The following is a 16938-nucleotide window of genomic DNA, read 5'->3' on the forward strand; positions in this document are numbered from 1 at the left end:
CAAGGTTGGGGGCTGACAGTCGGGCGGGTTGCGGCTATCACCGCCCTATGCTGAACACGATCATACATGGCCACCCGACCGACCAACCACCCCTGCTGATTGCCCATGGCCTCTATGGCTCCGGGCGCAACTGGGGCGTGATTGCAAAGCGCCTGTCTGATGAGCGGCAGGTGATTGCGGTGGATATGCGCAACCACGGCAACAGTCCGCAGACCCAGACCCACAGCTATGCCGATCTGGCCGAGGATCTGGCCGAGGTGATCGCCGCCCATGGCGGGCGCATGGATGTGGTGGGGCACTCAATGGGTGGCAAGGCGGCGATGATGCTGGCGCTCACCCACCCGGACGCGGTGAACAGGCTGCTGGTCGCCGATATTGCCCCGGTGAGCTATGAGCACACACAGGCGCATTTCATCACCGCCATGCGCAGCGTCGACCTCGCGCGGGTGAGCCGCCGGTCCGATGCACAGGAGCAACTGGCAGAGGCCGGCGTCGATGCCATGTTGCAGAGCTTTTTCACCCAATCGCTGGATGTGGAGAACAAACGCTGGCGATTGAACCTCGACACACTGGAGCGCGAGATGTCGCATATCCTGTCGTTTCCGGAGGTTGAAACCCATTGGGACGGAGCAGCGCTGTTCCTGACCGGGGCCAACTCCGATTATGTGCAGGCCCAGTATCGCCCGCAGATCAAGGCGTTGTTCCCCAAGGCGCGCTTTGCCAAGATCCCCGGCGCGGGCCATTGGCTGCACGCGGAAAAGCCGCGCGAATTCGAGGCCACGGTGCGCGCGTTTCTGAACGCCTGACAGCAGCGCATGTATGTGGGGCTCTGCCCCCGGCCCCCACGGGCCTCTCACAGGATTTTTTGGCTTAGAGGAAGCGGCGGTCAGTAGGTCAACAACAACCGATCCCGGACCGCCTCTGTCTGCATCCGCTGGCCACCCATCTGGAACCGCTTCAGCATGGATTGCCCCATATTGACGAGGATCTCGCGCTGAAACAGCCCGTGCGGGATCTCGATGTCACAATAGACATCGCCGGATTTCTTGGTGCCGTCGATCGACATGGCCACCCGCACCCCGCGCGCCTTGCAGGCGGCGATGCTGGCGAACAGCTCCTCCAGCCGGAACGCCTGCGCGCCATACAGAATGGTCTGCGAATGCGCATAGGGCGGGTCGCAATAGACCACATCCCCTGCTCGCGCCTGTGCCATGGCGGCGCGATAATCCAGACAGGCAAACCGCGCGCCCGCCATCCGGGTGCGCCACATGTCGACCCGCTCAGCAAACTTATGCGGCTTCATCACCGGGTGGCTGCCGCAGGGCGTCGACATATAGCCATCCTTGCGGCGAAACCGCACCACGCCGCCGTAGCAGGCCCGGCACAAAAACAGGAAATCCGCCCCATTGGGCGCCGCGTTGTAGCGCGCCTTGATTGCCTCGTAGACCGCCACACGGTCGCCCGCCATGAAGGCCTCATAGCGCGCCTGATACCAATGGTTCAGCAACTCGGGGTCATCCTGCAACGCCTGCCAGATCTCAACCAGCGGCGGGTAGATGTCGGAGCCCACTGCGTGGATGGGCCGCAAGTTGGCCATCACACCGCCCGCGCCCAGAAAGGGTTCGAAATAGGTGCCATAATCCTTGGGCAGATGGGCGACGATCTCATGGGCAAAGCGTTGCTTGTTGCCGACCCATTTCAACAGCTGGGTCTTGAACGGAGGAGCCGGTGCCTCGCCCGCCACGGGCAACAGCGCGTCCATCCCCTCAGACCTCGTCCCGATAGGCGATCCGCCGCGTGTAGCTCAGCGCATTGGCGGCCACGAGGCGATAGTGACGCTCCTGGAGCACCTGGATCTCATCGCCCTGCACCACCAGTTCGAACAGCGCCACGATGCTGTCATCCATGAACTGCGCGGCGATCGCACGGCAGCGCATGCCGGGAAACTTGGCGTCGGCATAGCGGATGTCCTGACTGACCTGCACGATGCCGATCTGATCCTTGCCGCCCTTGGCCTGCACCGGAATGATGGTATGGCAGCCGTACCGGTCGAGGCCGATATACAGCTCGTCGATCTCGATCTGGCCCATGCCCTTCACCGTGGTGCGCAGGTGGTTCTGCAGACTGTAGGTGGTGAGGCCCAGAAACGTGTCGATCAGCCGGTTGTAGCGCACCACCGCCAGCAGCGCCTGCTCGTCATCCAGCGCATAGGCGCGGATGATGGCGGGGGTGGCATCGGGGATGTCGATGACCTCCAGATCCTGCTGCGGCAGGATGCGGTTGATCTTCACCAGGCTGAATTTATAGACCGCCCGCCCAGCCAGTTCGATCACCCATTCGCGCCCCTCGGGCTGGGTGGCCACGATGGCCTCGGGCAGCACGTTGCGAAAGCGAAAGGAATAGAGCACATCACCGAGGTTCTTGGGCAGTTTGATCGCCAGCTCCTGTGCGGCCTGCTCCAGCTCCTCGCGGGTGAAGCCAAACTCGGTCGCGCCTTCGCTGTAACGTTCAACAAAGATCTTCTCGATCAGGGCGCTGTAGCGGTTCTGCTGCCTAGCCATTGGCGGTCTTGGGCGCGGTCTCTGCGCGTTCCAGCTCGATATCCGCCTGCCGCCGCTTGGTCGCGCCGCTCTTGCGGTCCCGGCGCGCGGGCATGGCGTCCACCTCGAAATGGGCAGCGGCGCGGGTCAGGTCGAACTGCAGCAGCTTGGGATCCCCCAGCGCCAGCGTACCCTCCGGGCGTTCGGGCTGATAGCCAAGTGCTGCCATCATCTGAGCCGCCACGGCGCGGGCCAGCGGCGGGGGCACCGAATTGCCGATCTGACGCGCACCATGCCATTTGGTGGCGTTGAAGCGGAACCAGTCGGGGAACCCGTGCAGCCGCGCCATCTCGCGCACGGTGACGCAGCGGTCGTATTTGTAGTGGATTGGCCGCGGGCTGGTGAAGGCACCGCGCGCGCCATCCGTGCCCGCCCGCAACGTGTTGGAGACACCGCCCCGGGCGAGCTTGAAGAAGCGGCTGATCGGCTCCACCGCGCCCTCAGCAGTTTCGCCAAAGCGACGGCGGGTGATCTCGGTGTGGCCGGTCCGCGCGCTCGACGTCAGAAGCGAGGGCTGCCAGTCGCGGATATAGCCGTGGTGCCAGGCATCATTGGTCAGCCCGCGCAGCTCGGCTGCGTAGTCCGACGGTTTGCCAAACCGCACACCGCGCGTGGCATCGCTGTCCAGCAGCGCGTCAAAGCGTTCCGCATCTGGCAGATCCCCCAGCGCCTCGCGGCAGCTGGGCCCGTCAGGCAGCCCTTCGAAGGTCTTGGGCTTGCCGCTGATATTGGTCTGCGGCGCGGGGTATTCGGGCAGCGGCAGGCCTTTCTTGACCCCCATCAGGATCAGTCGCTCACGCGATTGCGGCGTGCCGAAATGGGCGGCGTTCAGCACCTTCCACGGCGTGCGACAGACATATCCAGCCGCATCAAAGGCAGCCACCAGCTCCTCAAGGAACTGCTTGTGCTTGCCCACCGTCAGCCCCTTGACGTTCTCGAACACAAAGGACTTGGCGTCCAATTCCTTGACAATGCGCAGGAAATCCATCGCCAGCCGGTTGCGCGGATCGTCCAGCACCCGCTTGCCGATCATCGAGAACCCCTGACAGGGCGCGCCGCCGGAGACACAGTCGATTTCCGCATCGCCCAGGCCTGCCGCCGCGCGGATCTGCTCGCCGCTCAGCCCCTCGACCGAGCGTGCAAGAACCGCCGTATGGGGGAAGTTGAACTTGTGAACGGCGCAATGCACCGGGTCGATTTCCACCGCGGCCCGGACGTCAAACCCCGCCTGCTCGAACCCGAGGCTAAGGCCACCTGCGCCCGCAAACAATTCGACTGCGATCGGTCTCAACTTTCGGCGCCCTTCGTTCACGTTTGATTCTCATATTCTAGCATGGGAGAGACGCGATGTCGATCGCGTCTGTACCTCTTACACAAGCTGCAGATCGAATGCCAGAACGTCTCAGAGCCGACAGAAATAACGCCAAGTCCGCAGGAGCGGCGGCGCGGACGATGATGGCAGTTTCGGGCAGCTCTCACGTCCCGGGCATTGCGACGAACGCCGTCATTTCAGCTTTAGATCCAGTGGCGTGATGACTATAGTGAGCGCCGGAGCTTCTAACTGGAAAGGCTGTGCTGGCCGTGACTTCGAACAAAGTCCCTTTCAACCGTCCCTCATTCGTCGGACAGGAACTGCGCTGGGTCACCGATGCCATCGAGCGGGGTTAGCTCTTCAGGTGTGGTCACTTCTGCGGCTGCACGAGCGTCATTGTCCCCGGCTTCTTTCGAGATCGGAGTGAATGGGTCGCGTCACATCCGCTTGGTCGGGTTGGCGTTGCATATGGGCTCGACGATTTGGATCATGCCCGCCAAACCCGTAGCCAGGTGCAGGGCGTCCTAGACGCGCAGGAACAAGCCGGGCTGGACACAGTCAGGCGTTTCATTTCCACGACACAAGCCGGTTTCTCCGTAGCGTAGTCACAGCTGCGGTTGCGAACCCAGAATTGAACGCCTCTCCAGTCCTGAACTGAACCGTCGGGAGCAGGTCAGTCACAAATAGCTGATGGGCCTCCATGTTAAGTGAGGCGGTCTACCTGAGCAGGTACAATCAATGCCAAAGCAGAGCTCAAGGCGTTGATGTGAAACTCTCCAGCATTTTCAAAGTGGTACGGGCGGCGGGACTCGAACCCGCACGGCTAAAGCCTGGGGATTTTAAGTCCCCTGTGTCTACCATTCCACCACGCCCGCGCGGCTGGACCTCAGCGTCAAGCTCTACCCGCGCGGGCGGCTGTGTTCAACAGGATTTTCAGAGGCTTGAGGTTTCATCTCTCACACGACAGACGTCGTTACAACTCGATCTCATCCGCTGCCAAAGGCGCACCGGGGCCAAGCAGGTGGCGTTCGGACAGCCAGGGATTCAGCCGCAGAGCCTCCTGCAGGGTACTGCGTGCCTCATCCGGTCGCGCGAGGCCCAGCAACGACAAGGCACGCCCGCTCATCGCCGCCACATGGCGCGGCGACAGTGCTAAGGCGCGATCCAGATCTTCAAGCGCAGCGGCGAAGTCCCGGCGCAGATAGTGCACGAAGGCGCGCTGATTGTAGCCCTCCGCATAGTCGGGGCAGTAGTCAATCAGCCGGTCGAAATCGGACATCGCGCCGAGGAAATCAAAGGCCGAGCGCCGGGTCATGCCGCGATCCAAGATCTCCTGCGCCTGAGCGTCCGGCGCATCCGCCCAGAAGGTCCAGAGCTGATTGGCGATGCGCTTTGCCTCGCGCTCGCTGTCGGCGGCCTGCACCTGCTCCAGCACCTCATTGATCCGCGCCGCGTGATCCGGCGCGCTGGGACACTCTGCCCAACTGCCCCCGGCAAGAAATGACAGGGACACGACGGCGGGGATCACGACACGGAGCAACATACCCATAATGGTGCGCCAAATTCCGCTGCGGACAAGTTACAATCGCGTGTGCTGGCGCCTGCTCGATAGCCCTCGTGCCTAGATCGGCCCCAGACCCCCGTCGTCCTTGACCGTCTGCATCGACATGTAGGTGGAGGTCGAGGACACATGCGGCAGCGAGGAAATCCGCTCGCCCAACACCGCGCGGAAATCCGACATCGAGCGGCAGCGCACCTTCAGCAGGTAGTCGAAATGCGATGCCAGCATATGAACTTCCTCGATCTCGGCCACCTGTACGACGGCGGCGTTGAATGCCGCCAAGGCCGCCTCGCGGGTGTCGGTCAGCTTCACCTCGACAAAGGCGATGTGATCGAGCCCCAGCCGGATCGGGTCGATCATCGCGCGATAGCCTTGAATGATACCCTCCGCCTCCAGCCGCTTCAGGCGGGCCTGGGTGGGCGACTTCGACAGACCGATTGCACGCGCTAGATCGGAAATGGAGCTGCGGCCGTTGTGGCTCAGCTCACGTAGAATCGATTGATCAAACCGGTCGAGACCGGGGAAGCGCGATTGCATCAAAAAGCCTCCGCAAATAGACGCGTTTGATCCGCATTATCGACACAAACGGGAGAAATGACCAGTATGAACGCGATACAAGGGTCAAAATCTCTGAGATTGGGGAAAAGACATGACATCTACCATCTTGTTGCGCGACCGGATCGATGCCGGCACCTATGCAGATCAGGCCCGCATGCGCGATGCGCTGGTGGCCCAGGCCGCGCTGTCCGAGGCCGACCGCTCTGCCATCTGTGCCTCCGCCACCCAGCTGGTGACGGACATCCGCGGCCATTCCTCGCCCGGGCTGATGGAGGTCTTCCTGGCCGAATATGGCCTGTCGACCGACGAAGGCATTGCCTTGATGTGCCTGGCTGAGGCGCTGCTGCGGGTGCCGGATGCGGATACCATCGACGCCCTGATCGAAGACAAGATCGCGCCCTCCGACTGGGGCAAGCACATGGGCAAATCGACCTCCTCGCTGGTCAATGCCTCCACCTGGGCCCTGATGCTGACCGGTCGCGTGCTGGACGAGGAAAAAAGCCCCGTCGGCGCCCTGCGCGGTGCCATCAAACGTCTGGGTGAGCCGGTGATCCGCACCGCCGTGGGCCGCGCTATGAAGGAAATGGGCCGCCAGTTCGTGCTGGGTGAGACCATCGAAAGCGCCATGAAACGCGCCTCCAACATGGAAGCCAAGGGCTACACCTATTCCTACGACATGCTGGGTGAGGCCGCGCGCACCGAGGCGGATGCCTCGCGCTATCACCTTGCCTATTCCCGCGCCATCTCGGCCATTGCCAGCGCCTGCACCAGCAGCGACATCCGCGAAAACCCCGGCATTTCAGTGAAACTCTCGGCGCTGCACCCGCGCTACGAGATCGCCAAGGAAGCCTCGGTCAAGCAACAGCTGGTGCCTCGCCTGAAGGCCCTGGCGCTGCTGGCCAAGGCGGCAAAAATGGGCCTCAACATCGACGCCGAGGAAGCCGACCGCCTGTCAATCTCGCTCGAGGTGATCGAGGAGGTGATCTCCGATCCCGCGCTCCATGGCTGGGATGGCTTTGGCGTGGTGGTGCAGGCCTATGGTCCGCGCACCGGGCTGGCCATCGACGCCCTCTACGAGATGGCCGAAAAATACGACCGTCGCTTCATGGTGCGTCTGGTGAAGGGCGCCTATTGGGACACCGAGATCAAGCGCGCGCAGGTCGAGGGCATGGATGGTTTCCCGGTCTTCACCTCCAAGGCGCTCACGGATGTGTCCTACATCGCCAACGCGCGCAAGCTGCTGGCGCGCACGGACCGGATCTATCCGCAGTTCGCCACCCACAACGCCCATACCGTCGCCGCGATCCTGCACATGGCAGAGGACGGTCAGGCCTATGAATTCCAGCGCTTGCACGGCATGGGTGAAACCCTGCACCAGAAGGTGATGGACAAGAACAACACCCGCTGCCGCATCTATGCACCGGTTGGGGCGCACCGCGACCTGCTGGCCTATCTGGTGCGGCGTCTGCTGGAAAACGGCGCCAACTCCTCCTTCGTGAACCAGATCGTCGATGAGGATGTGCCACCGCAAGAGGTCGCCGCCGATCCCTTCCTTCAGATCGACGACCTGAGCACCGACATCCCCACCGGCCCGAACCTGTTCCAGCCGGAGCGTATCAACTCCAAGGGGTTTGACCTGCGCCATGCGCCCACCCTTTCGGCCATCGACGAGGCCCGCGCGCCCTTCCGCAGCGCCACATGGGACGCAGTGCCGTTGATCGCGGGCGAGGCCATGCCGGAGACCCGTGTGGCCGTCACCAACCCCAGCGATCTGAGCGAGATCGGCTCCGTGGCGCAATCCAGCGCCGAGGATGTGGAGCTGGCCCTGGCCTCCGCCTCCACCTGGGACGCCCCGGCAGAGATGCGCGCCGCCGCACTCAACAAAGCCGCTGACCTCTATGAGGCCAACTATGGCGAGCTGTTCGCCCTGCTCGCGCGCGAGGCTGGCAAGACGCAGATGGACGCGGTGGCAGAGCTGCGCGAGGCGGTAGACTTCCTGCGCTACTACGCCGCCCGCATCCCCGATGCCGCTCCTGCGGGCATCTTCACCTGCATTTCGCCGTGGAACTTCCCGTTGGCGATCTTCACCGGTCAAGTGTCGGCCGCACTGGCGACCGGCAATGCGGTGCTGGCCAAACCAGCCGATCAGACCCCGCTGGTGGCCTTCCGCGCAGTCGAGCTGATGCATGAGGCCGGCGTGCCGCGCGAGGTGCTGCAATTCCTGCCCGGACGTGGCTCCAAGGTCGGCGCGGCGATCACCGGCGATGCGCGTGTGGGCGGCGTCGCCTTCACCGGCTCCACCGCCACCGCCATGCGCATCCGCGCGGCGATGGCCGACAATTGCGCCCCCGGCACGCCGCTGATTGCGGAAACCGGTGGCCTTAACGCGATGATCGTGGATTCCACCGCCTTGCCCGAACAGGCCGTGCAGGCGGTGATCGAAAGCGCGTTTCAGTCGGCAGGCCAGCGCTGCTCCGCCCTGCGCTGCCTCTACCTGCAGGAAGACGTGGCCGAGGGCGTGCTGACCATGCTCAAGGGCGCGATGGAAGTGCTGGATCTCGGCGATCCCTGGGCTCTGTCCATCGACAGCGGCCCGGTGATCGACGAGGGCTCGCGTGCCAAGATCCTCGCTCATATCGACCAGGCCCGCAGCGAAGGTCGGGTGCTGAAGGAGATGCAGGCGCCGCAGGGCGGCACGTTCGTCGGCCCGACGCTGATCCAGATCGACGGCATCAGTGACCTGCAGGAGGAGATCTTTGGCCCGGTGCTGCATGTGGCGACCTTCAAGTCGCGCCAGCTGGACGATGTGATCGACGCCATCAATGCCACTGGCTACGGGCTGACCTTCGGTCTGCAGACCCGCATCGACGACCGGGTGCAGCATGTCTGCGATCGCATCCACGCTGGCAACATCTATGTGAACCGCAACCAGATCGGCGCCATCGTAGGCAGCCAGCCGTTTGGCGGCGAAGGTCTGTCGGGCACCGGTCCCAAGGCGGGCGGCCCCCACTACCTCGCGCGCTTCTGCGCCCCGGACCGCCAGCAGAGCACCGAGGCATGGGACGGCACCATGGCGGAACTCCCCGGCGAGACCGGCGAGGCCCGCGCCCCTGTCACCACGTCCCTGCCCGGCCCCACCGGTGAGTCCAACCGTTTGACAGTCTCCGCCCGCGCGCCGCTGTTGTGTATGGGCCCCGGCAAAGCCGCCGCCGCAGAGCAGGCCAAGCAAGTCATCGCACTTGGCGGCACCGCGCTGGAGGCAGACGACATGGTGGATCTGCATCGCCTGCAACATCTCGGCGGCATCGCCGGTGTGCTGTGGTGGGGCGATGAGGCAACGGGCCGCGAGATCGAGCAGGCCCTGTCGAAGCGCGACGGCCCGATCCTGCCACTGATCCCGGGCACCCCGGATCGCGCCCGCGTGCTGGCCGAACGCCACGTCTGCGTCGACACCACTGCGGCCGGGGGCAATGCAGCACTCCTCGGCGGCAACGCCTGACGCGCGACATCTGACGCGATCAACACCAACGCGCCGCTCCGTTTCCTTCCGAGACGGGGCGGCGTTTCTTTGAATTGCTCTTCCGAGAGAGGGGTTGCGCTGCGCGCATCGCGGGGGGGCGGGGGCCGCGCCTTTGGCGCGGCCCCCGCCCGGCCCAACGCATGCGTGGGTGGCTTTGCCGCCTGCCCATGGGACGGGAGCGCCCCCGGCCAAAAATCACTCAAGGCCGGTGGCAAATCACGCCAATGGCCTTGACCTCGGCCCGGCCACGGCCCAGCGTCTGCGCATGTTTCCACTGCGCGATCACAACCCATCCGGCCGCACGCCCTATGTCGTTTATCTTCTGATGGCGGCCAACATCCTTGGGTATCTGTGGTACTCCACCAGTTTTTCGACAGATCGCAGCCTCGCGCTCTTTTACAGCGCCTTTGCCACGGTCCCGCGAGAGATCATGATGGGAGAGGCGCCGCTGACGCTGGTGACGTCAATGTTCATCCACGGTGGCATCCTGCATCTGGCGGGCAATATGCTGTTCCTGTGGATCTTCGGCGACAATATGGAGGACGAGATGGGCCACCTGCCCTTCCTTCTGTTCTACCTGCTGTCTGGTGTCGGCGCGACACTGGCCCATGTGGTGTCGGCCCCGCAGTCACTGGTGCCGCTGGTGGGAGCCTCCGGTGCCATCGCCGGTGTCATGGGCGGCTACCTCTTGATGTTCCCGAAGGCGCGGGTGGATATCCTGATCATCCTGATCATTTTCTTCCGCATCATTCCCGTGCCCGCCTTCATCATGCTGGGTCTCTGGCTTGGCATGCAGTTCCTCGGTGGCCTCAACGCCGATCCCAATCTGGGCGGCGTCGCATATTGGGCCCATGCGGGGGGCTTCTTCATCGGGCTGGCGCTGACTGTGCCGCTCTGGATCAAGCGAGGCGGCCCAAGGTTCTGGACCCGCACAGACGGTCAGCCGCCGCACCCGGAAACGACCTACAGCACCAGCCGCATTCCACGCATCCCGCGCCACACCCCAGCCCGCCGCCCCGGCCCCTGGGGCAAGTGAAGGAGACGGATATGGAAACCCGCCACGCCACCTGCCATTGCGGGGCCGTTGAAATCAGCGCCGACTTCCCGGACGGGCTGACCTCCGCCAGCCGGTGCGACTGTTCCTTCTGCCTGCGCCGCGGCGCACCTGCGGTGACCGCCCTCACGCAGAGCCTCAAGGTGCTGCGCGGGAGCGAGGCGCTCAGCTGCTACACATGGGGCAGCCACACCGCAAAGCACTATTTCTGCAAGATCTGCGGCATCTATGTCTATCACCAACGGCGCTCTGACCCGGCACAATGCGGCGTCAACCTCGGCTGTATCGAGGGCGGCAACCCGCGCACCCATGCCGACAGCTTTGGCGACATTCCCTGGACCGACGGCGTCAACCACCCAGCCGACCGCTAGGCTCAGGTTCCGAGCGCCCCCATCCATCCATGCCCACTGAATGATGCCGCCCGAACACTTGCGTCAGATGGCGACCACAGCCGGCTTTTATGCTACCTTAGCTGACAAGCCGTAGAAACGCAGAGGCAGACATACGTCAGGACGCCCGTTCACTTCAGGGAGGCCTCGCCATGATCATGCGCATTTTTCAAGTTATCACCCATCCGGGGAAGGAAGGCGAGTTTGCCGAATTCTTTCACCGCACCGCGATCCCCATGATGAAAGCCACCAAGGGCGTCATCTCGGTGTTCCCCGGAGCCGCACGCAACGACAGTCCGCGGGACTTCAGCCTTGTCATGGTCTGGGAGAGCCTCGATGCGCTCAAGGACTTTGTCGGCGAGGATTACGACAGCCCGCATATCGACCCGGCCGAGGCAGATCTCGTCCAGTTCAGATCGATCAAACATTACGAGTTCATCGAAGCCTGAGCCGGATCTGAGGCAAATGCCCCGGTCGCCATGATCGTCCGAAACAAAAAACACCCCGAGGCAGGAGCGCCGCCGGGGTGTCAGATCAGATCATTTGGACGGCACCGGGGTCTCCCCCCGAAACCGATGCGTATGTCCCGGGCTCGATCAGCCCCGGATAACCTTGGCAAAGTTTTCAAAGATAGGCTCGTTGGAGCAGATCACATTCCCGCTCTCGATGATGGAGGCCTCGGGGTCGAGCCCTTCGCACAGACCGCCTGCTTCCTTGACGATAATGATCCCTGCGGCAACGTCCCAGGCGTTCAGGCGACGTTCCCAGTAGCCCTCATACCGTCCGGCCGCCACATAGGCCATGTCGAGGGCGGCAGCCCCCCAGCGACGCACACCGGCACAGGCCGGCATCAAACGCGCCAGATCTTTCAGGGTTTCCGGCAGGTCGGCACGACCGGCGAACGGCAACCCGGTGGCAAAGATCGACTCGATCATGCGGTGACGTGCAGAGACACGCATGCGGGTTTCGTTCATCCAGGCGCCTGCGCCCTTTTCGGCAAAGAACATCTCGTCCTTGGCCGCGTCATAAACCACGCCCGCAACGATCTTGCCCTTGTGTTCCAACGCAATGGACACCGCCCAATGGGGCAGACCGTGCAGGAAGTTGGTGGTGCCGTCCAGCGGGTCGACGATCCAGCGACGGGTCGGATCCTCGCCGGGTTCTTCGCCGCCTTCTTCGGCCAACCAGCCATAGGTCGGGCGCGCGCCCATCAGCTCATCTTTCAGGATCTTCTCGGCGGCGATATCGGCGCGGCTCACGAAATCCCCGGCCCCTTTGGTAGAGACCTGCAGGTTTTCGACCTCGCGGAAATCTTTCACCAGGGAGCGGCCTGCCTTGCGAGCGGCCTTGATCATCACGTTGAGATTTGCGCTACCAATCATTGTACGAGCTGTCCTTGCGGGGGGAGATGTCGGTCAAAGGGTGCCCATACACGCCTCGCGCCCGCTTGCCAAGGGCGAAACCTGCCCCCATCGGGATCTGTCGACCTCGTGGTAAACTGAGAGGGGGTTGTCGCCCTCAACTAAACTGACTAGTTCAGTTTATGCAAACCGGATGCAGCCCACCTGCCCCATTCATCTCGATAGGAGGACACCCAACATGACCGAGCAGATGCAACGGATCGTACTCGCCAGCCGCCCCAATGGCGCGCCCACCCCTGAGAACTTTCGCCTTGAGAGCCTGGACATCCCGACACCGGGCAAGGGCGAAGTTCTTGTAAAAGCGGAGTATATGTCCCTCGACCCCTATATGCGCGGGCGGATGGACGATGCCAAATCCTATGCGGCCCCTGTCGCGGTCGGCGCGCAGATGGAAGGCGGCGCGGTGGGCGAAGTGCTGATCTCGAACCATCCCGATCTGACGCCGGGAGACAAGGTCCTGGGCATGTTCGGCTGGGCGTCACATGCGGCTGTGCCCGGTGATGAGCTGCAAAAACTCGACGCTTCCCTGACGCCGACCTCGCTGGCACTGGGTGCCCTGGGCATGCCGGGGTTTACCGGGTGGCATGGCTTGACCGTCCATGGCCGCCCCAAGGCGGGCGAGACATTGGTCGTGGCAGCGGCCACCGGCCCCGTCGGCTCCATGGTGGGACAGCTGGCCAAGGCCGCCGGGCTGCGCGTCGTCGGCATTGCGGGGGGCGGCGAGAAATGCGCCCTGGCGACCAGGACGTTCGGCTTTGATGCCTGCCTTGACCACCGCGCCTATGACACGGCGCAGGAGCTGCAGGCGGCCCTCACCGAGATCTGCCCGGACGGGATTGATATCTACTTTGAAAATGTCGGCGGCAAGGTGTTGGAAGCGGTCCTGCCCCTGATGAACCGCTTTGGCCGCATCCCGCTGTGCGGCATGATCGCCTGGTATGATGGCGCTGCGGACACGCAACTCAGCGGGCCGGGGATCTGGCGCACGGTGCTGGTGAAGCATCTGTCGATCAATGGCTTCATTATCGCCAATCACTTTGACCAATACCCCGCCTTCCTGCAGGAGGTCGGCCCGATGGTGGCCTCTGGTCAGGTGAAGTTTATGGAAGACGTGGCTGAGGGGCTGGAGAATGCGCCTACTGCCTTCATGTCAATGCTGAAGGGCGGCAACACCGGCAAGCAGGTGGTCAAACTCGCCTGACCCCCGGACTGCTAGTCTGTCGTCCAATACAGACCACTCCGCCCTGAGCGGCTTCCGATCCTGACGGATCGGACCCGCGCAACGCGCGCCGATCATTGGGTCTGCAGCTTGCGTGCCTCAACACGCGCCAGACGGATCAGCTCCTGCATGTAGGGCTTTGCCTCATCCTCTGTTCGGATAGCGGCATAAAGACGACGTGTGATCCCCGCCTCGGTCAGGGGGCGTGTGACGTAATCGGAGGAATATTTCACCTCGCGCACCACCCAGTCCGGCAGCACCGACACCCCGCGGTTTGACGCCACCAGCAGCAGGATCACTGCCGTCAGCTCGACCTTGCGGATGCCCGCAGGTTCCACCCCCGCCGGGATCAAAAGCTGACTGAAGATGTCCAGCCGGGTGCGCTCCACCGGGTAGGTGATCAGTGTCTGGCCACGAAAATCCTCGGCCTCCACAAAAGGCTTCTTCGCCAGCGGATGCTGCGCCGAGGCGACGAAGACCGGGCTATAGTCGAACAGTTCGATGAAGGTGACGCCCGGCATTTCCTCGGGATCGGAGGAGACCACCAGGTCTACCTCCTCACGCTTCAGGGCCGGCATCGCCTCGAACGCCAGACCGGGCCGGATGTCCACATCCACATCGCCCCAGCTCTTGCGGAAGGACTCCAGTACCGGAAACAGCCACTCAAAACAGGCGTGGCATTCGATGGCGATATGCAACCGCCCGGCCTCGCCTTCGCGCAGGGCCGCAAATTCCGCCTGTGCCGCCTCGATTTGCGGCAGGATCTGCTCTGCCAGCCGCAACAAACGCATGCCGGCCGCTGACAGTTTCATCGGCTTGGAGCGCCGCTGGAACAGCTCCACCCCGGTTTGCTCCTCCAGACCCTTGATCTGGTGGCTCAGCGCGCTCTGGGTGATGTTCAGCTGATCGGCCGCACGCGCCATGCCACCCGCCTCGTGGATCGCCTTGATCGTGCGAAGGTGACGGAATTCGATATGCATCCTGTGGTTCACCTCATGTTGTTCTTGAGAAATATGAATTTGCTTCACTCTTAGCTCTCGTGTGACAAGGGGTCAAACGACTTGCGACGCTTACCAGCCGCAATGCGACACCCCGTGCGCAGAACGCCCATTTTCGGCCCCACCGGCCCCCGAGGAGACAGTGACAGTGACCACGCCCGAGATTTCCTTTGAATTCTTCCCGCCCAAGAACCTGGAGGCCTCCTTCCGGCTCTGGGACACGGTTCAATCGCTGGCACCGCTGGCACCGCGGTTCGTCTCCGTCACCTATGGCGCGGGCGGCACCACCCGTGAACTCACCCGCGACGCGGTGACCACGCTGCACAAAAACTCCGGCCTCAAGGTTGCCGCGCATTTGACCTGCGTGTCCGCGACCCGTCAGGAAACGCTTGATATTGCAGACCAATATGCCGAGGCAGGGATCACCGACATCGTCGCCCTGCGGGGCGACCCGCCCAAAGAACAGGGCCGCTTCACGCCCACGAGGGATGGGTTTGGCTCCTCTGTTGAACTGATCGAGGCATTGGCTGCGAAGGGAAAATTCAACCTGCGCGTCGGCGCCTACCCGGAAAGCCACCCGGAGGCCGCCAGCCAGCAGGCCAATGTGGAGTGGCTGAAGCGCAAGCTTGATGCAGGCGCGGATGAGGCGCTGACCCAGTTCTTCTTTGAGCCCGAGAGCTTCTTTCGCTTTCGCGATGCCTGCGCCAAGGCGGGTCTCGACACGGATCGCATCACGCCGGGCATTCTGCCCATTGAGAACTGGAAAGGCGTGCGCCGCTTTGCCGAGGCCTGTGGTACCACGATCCCGGCCTGGCTCGACGAGGCGTTCGAGAAGGCCGCGCGCGATGATCGCTGTGACCTCCTGGCGACCGCATTGTGCAGCGAGCTCTGCACCGAGTTGCTGGAGGGCGGCGTCAAGAAGCTGCATTTCTACACGCTCAACCGTCCCGAACTGACCCGCGATGTCTGCCACGCGCTTGGCGTGACCTCGAAGGTGCGCCTCGAGAACGTTGCGTAAGACTTGTTGACGCCCCGGCGTCCTCCTAGCCTGCGCGCAACGCTGACAGGAGGACGCCATGGCGGTTGCAACATCCCCAAATGATCTGATGCCGATGGCCGAGATCGCTACGATCTCTGGCCTCGACTTCATGACCGGCATCCTCGAGGGCCGCCTGCCCGGCCCGCCCATCGGCGAGACCATGGGCTACCATTTGACGAGCGTGACCGCCGGTCGCGTGGTGTTTCGCGGCACCCCGGAATTCAATGTCACCAACCCTATGGGCACGGTCCACGGGGGTTGGTACGGCACCTTGCTGGACAGCGCCATGGCCTGTGCGGTGATGACCCGGGTGCCGAAGGGCTCGGTCTACACAACGCTGGAATACAAGATCAACATTCTGCGTCCGATCCCGCTGGGCATGACCGTGGACTGCTGGGGCGAGATCGACCACGTCGGCCGCTCCACCGGGATCGCCCACGGCGAGATCCGGGGCGTGGAGGATGACAAGCTTTATGCCACCGGATCGACCACCTGCATCGTGATGAAGCTCGCGCCATAACGCGCTGAGGGCCGCCACTTTTGCGGCTCGTGCTTATTGGTGGCATCATAAAAGCTCAGACTGAAAATTGAATGGTGGGCCTGGAAAAACCATATCCCTCACAATGCAGGGAGGGATGATGGAAAACTTGGGCCAGGACGCCGCCAGGATTGTGATCGAACCGGGCCTGAGGGCGGAACATCGCGCCAGCGCCGCGCGCGGCTACTGGCAGGCTTTTTCCCGCAAGCTCCGCTATCCGCTGGGTCCACAGGAAAAGGCCGTGGCCTTTTTCGAACAAGTGATCGCGCCCGATCACGCCATCAGTGCGATCTCATCCAACGGCAGGTTTCTCGGCGTGGCCGGGTTCAAATCCCCGCACGGCAGCTTCATCGGCGGCACGTTCGCGGATCTCGCGGAGGTCTATGGCACGTTCGGCGCGGCTTGGCGTGCAATGCTGGTCAGCTCCCTGGAGCGCGAATGCGAGCCGGGAACCCTTCTGATGGACGGGATTTTCGTCGCCCCTGAAGCCCGCGGCCTTGGCGTCGGAACCGCGCTATTGCAGGCGATTGTGGATCACGCCGAAACATCCGGGCTGGAGCGGGTCCGGCTGGACGTGATTGACACCAACACACGCGCCCGCGCGCTGTACGAGCGCGAAGGGTTCGTCGCCCAGAATGTCCAGTCACTTGGCATCTTCGCTCCGGTCTTTGGATTTTCCAGCGCAACGGAAATGTCCAGAACGCTAAGTGATCATCCCGGCACGTAAGA

At 63.3% G+C, this 16938-nt stretch carries 16 protein-coding genes and 1 tRNA gene; 9 read left to right on the forward strand and 8 right to left on the reverse strand.

The window, feature by feature from the left end:
• Positions 1-47 precede the first annotated feature (47 nt).
• Positions 48-806 carry an alpha/beta fold hydrolase gene (locus R1T40_RS07550; protein WP_317386467.1) on the forward strand — a complete coding sequence of 253 codons (759 nt, stop codon included), beginning with the start codon at positions 48-50 and terminating at the stop codon, positions 804-806.
• An 80-nt stretch (positions 807-886) separates the two neighbouring features.
• Here R1T40_RS07550 and R1T40_RS07555 read toward each other — a convergent pair whose 3' ends face one another.
• The 6 genes from R1T40_RS07555 to R1T40_RS07580 form a co-directional block, all read right to left on the reverse strand.
• The gene (locus tag R1T40_RS07555) at positions 887-1762 is read right to left on the reverse strand and encodes a DNA adenine methylase (RefSeq protein WP_317386468.1); all 876 of its coding nucleotides are present in this window, start codon (positions 1760-1762) and stop codon (positions 887-889) included.
• 4 nt (positions 1763-1766) lie between these two features.
• Positions 1767-2561, reverse strand: a complete 795-nt coding sequence (locus R1T40_RS07560; protein WP_317386469.1) for an endonuclease — start codon at positions 2559-2561, stop codon at positions 1767-1769.
• Positions 2554-3891 carry a DNA cytosine methyltransferase gene (locus R1T40_RS07565; protein ID WP_106164864.1) on the reverse strand — a complete coding sequence of 446 codons (1338 nt, stop codon included), beginning with the start codon at positions 3889-3891 and terminating at the stop codon, positions 2554-2556. The genes R1T40_RS07560 and R1T40_RS07565 overlap by 8 nt, the downstream gene beginning before the upstream one ends.
• An 812-nt stretch (positions 3892-4703) precedes the next feature.
• Positions 4704-4787, reverse strand: a tRNA-Leu gene (locus R1T40_RS07570).
• 98 nt (positions 4788-4885) lie between these two features.
• Complete coding sequence (locus R1T40_RS07575; protein ID WP_317386957.1) at positions 4886-5455, reverse strand: tetratricopeptide repeat protein; 570 nt, start codon at positions 5453-5455, stop codon at positions 4886-4888.
• 78 nt (positions 5456-5533) lie between these two features.
• Complete coding sequence (locus R1T40_RS07580; RefSeq protein ID WP_106162762.1) at positions 5534-6010, reverse strand: Lrp/AsnC family transcriptional regulator; 477 nt, start codon at positions 6008-6010, stop codon at positions 5534-5536.
• 112 nt (positions 6011-6122) lie between these two features.
• On the opposite strand from R1T40_RS07580, the gene putA reads away from it, so the two are divergent.
• The 4 genes from putA to R1T40_RS07600 all read left to right on the forward strand — a co-directional run bounded on the left by putA (position 6123) and on the right by R1T40_RS07600 (position 11443).
• Positions 6123-9530: a bifunctional proline dehydrogenase/L-glutamate gamma-semialdehyde dehydrogenase PutA gene (putA, locus tag R1T40_RS07585; RefSeq protein ID WP_317386470.1), complete on the forward strand. Its 3408-nt coding sequence runs from the start codon at positions 6123-6125 to the stop codon at positions 9528-9530.
• 286 nt (positions 9531-9816) lie between these two features.
• On the forward strand, positions 9817-10587 hold the full coding sequence (locus R1T40_RS07590) for a rhomboid family intramembrane serine protease (RefSeq protein WP_106163092.1): 771 nt from the start codon (positions 9817-9819) through the stop codon (positions 10585-10587).
• 11 nt (positions 10588-10598) lie between these two features.
• Entirely contained in the window at positions 10599-10976 is a 378-nt protein-coding gene (locus R1T40_RS07595) for a GFA family protein (protein WP_317386471.1), read from the forward strand.
• A 170-nt stretch (positions 10977-11146) separates the two neighbouring features.
• The gene (locus R1T40_RS07600; RefSeq protein WP_106162765.1) at positions 11147-11443 is read left to right on the forward strand and encodes an antibiotic biosynthesis monooxygenase family protein; all 297 of its coding nucleotides are present in this window, start codon (positions 11147-11149) and stop codon (positions 11441-11443) included.
• A gap of 147 nt (positions 11444-11590) precedes the next feature.
• On the opposite strand, the gene R1T40_RS07605 is transcribed toward R1T40_RS07600, so the two are convergent.
• On the reverse strand, positions 11591-12376 hold the full coding sequence (locus R1T40_RS07605) for an inositol monophosphatase family protein (protein WP_106162766.1): 786 nt from the start codon (positions 12374-12376) through the stop codon (positions 11591-11593).
• A 217-nt stretch (positions 12377-12593) separates the two neighbouring features.
• On the opposite strand from R1T40_RS07605, the gene R1T40_RS07610 reads away from it, so the two are divergent.
• Positions 12594-13616 carry an NADP-dependent oxidoreductase gene (locus R1T40_RS07610; RefSeq protein ID WP_317386472.1) on the forward strand — a complete coding sequence of 341 codons (1023 nt, stop codon included), beginning with the start codon at positions 12594-12596 and terminating at the stop codon, positions 13614-13616.
• 92 nt (positions 13617-13708) lie between these two features.
• Here the strand turns inward: R1T40_RS07610 and R1T40_RS07615 are convergent, their stop codons facing one another.
• The gene (locus tag R1T40_RS07615; RefSeq protein WP_317386473.1) at positions 13709-14614 is read right to left on the reverse strand and encodes a LysR family transcriptional regulator; all 906 of its coding nucleotides are present in this window, start codon (positions 14612-14614) and stop codon (positions 13709-13711) included.
• A 166-nt stretch (positions 14615-14780) separates the two neighbouring features.
• Between R1T40_RS07615 and metF the strand changes: the two genes are divergently transcribed.
• The 3 genes from metF (at position 14781) to R1T40_RS07630 (ending at position 16936) form a co-directional block, all read left to right on the forward strand.
• A complete protein-coding gene (metF, locus tag R1T40_RS07620) occupies positions 14781-15650 on the forward strand; it encodes a methylenetetrahydrofolate reductase [NAD(P)H] (protein WP_317386474.1) in 870 nt (289 codons plus the stop codon).
• Between the two features lie 58 nt (positions 15651-15708).
• A complete protein-coding gene (locus R1T40_RS07625; protein ID WP_106162770.1) occupies positions 15709-16191 on the forward strand; it encodes a PaaI family thioesterase in 483 nt (160 codons plus the stop codon).
• Positions 16192-16309: 118 nt separating this feature from the next.
• The gene (locus R1T40_RS07630) at positions 16310-16936 is read left to right on the forward strand and encodes a GNAT family N-acetyltransferase (RefSeq protein WP_394805037.1); all 627 of its coding nucleotides are present in this window, start codon (positions 16310-16312) and stop codon (positions 16934-16936) included.
• Positions 16937-16938 lie beyond the last annotated feature (2 nt).

This window comes from Tritonibacter scottomollicae (genome assembly GCF_032924845.1).
Taxonomy (GTDB): Bacteria; Pseudomonadota; Alphaproteobacteria; order Rhodobacterales; family Rhodobacteraceae; genus Epibacterium; species Epibacterium scottomollicae.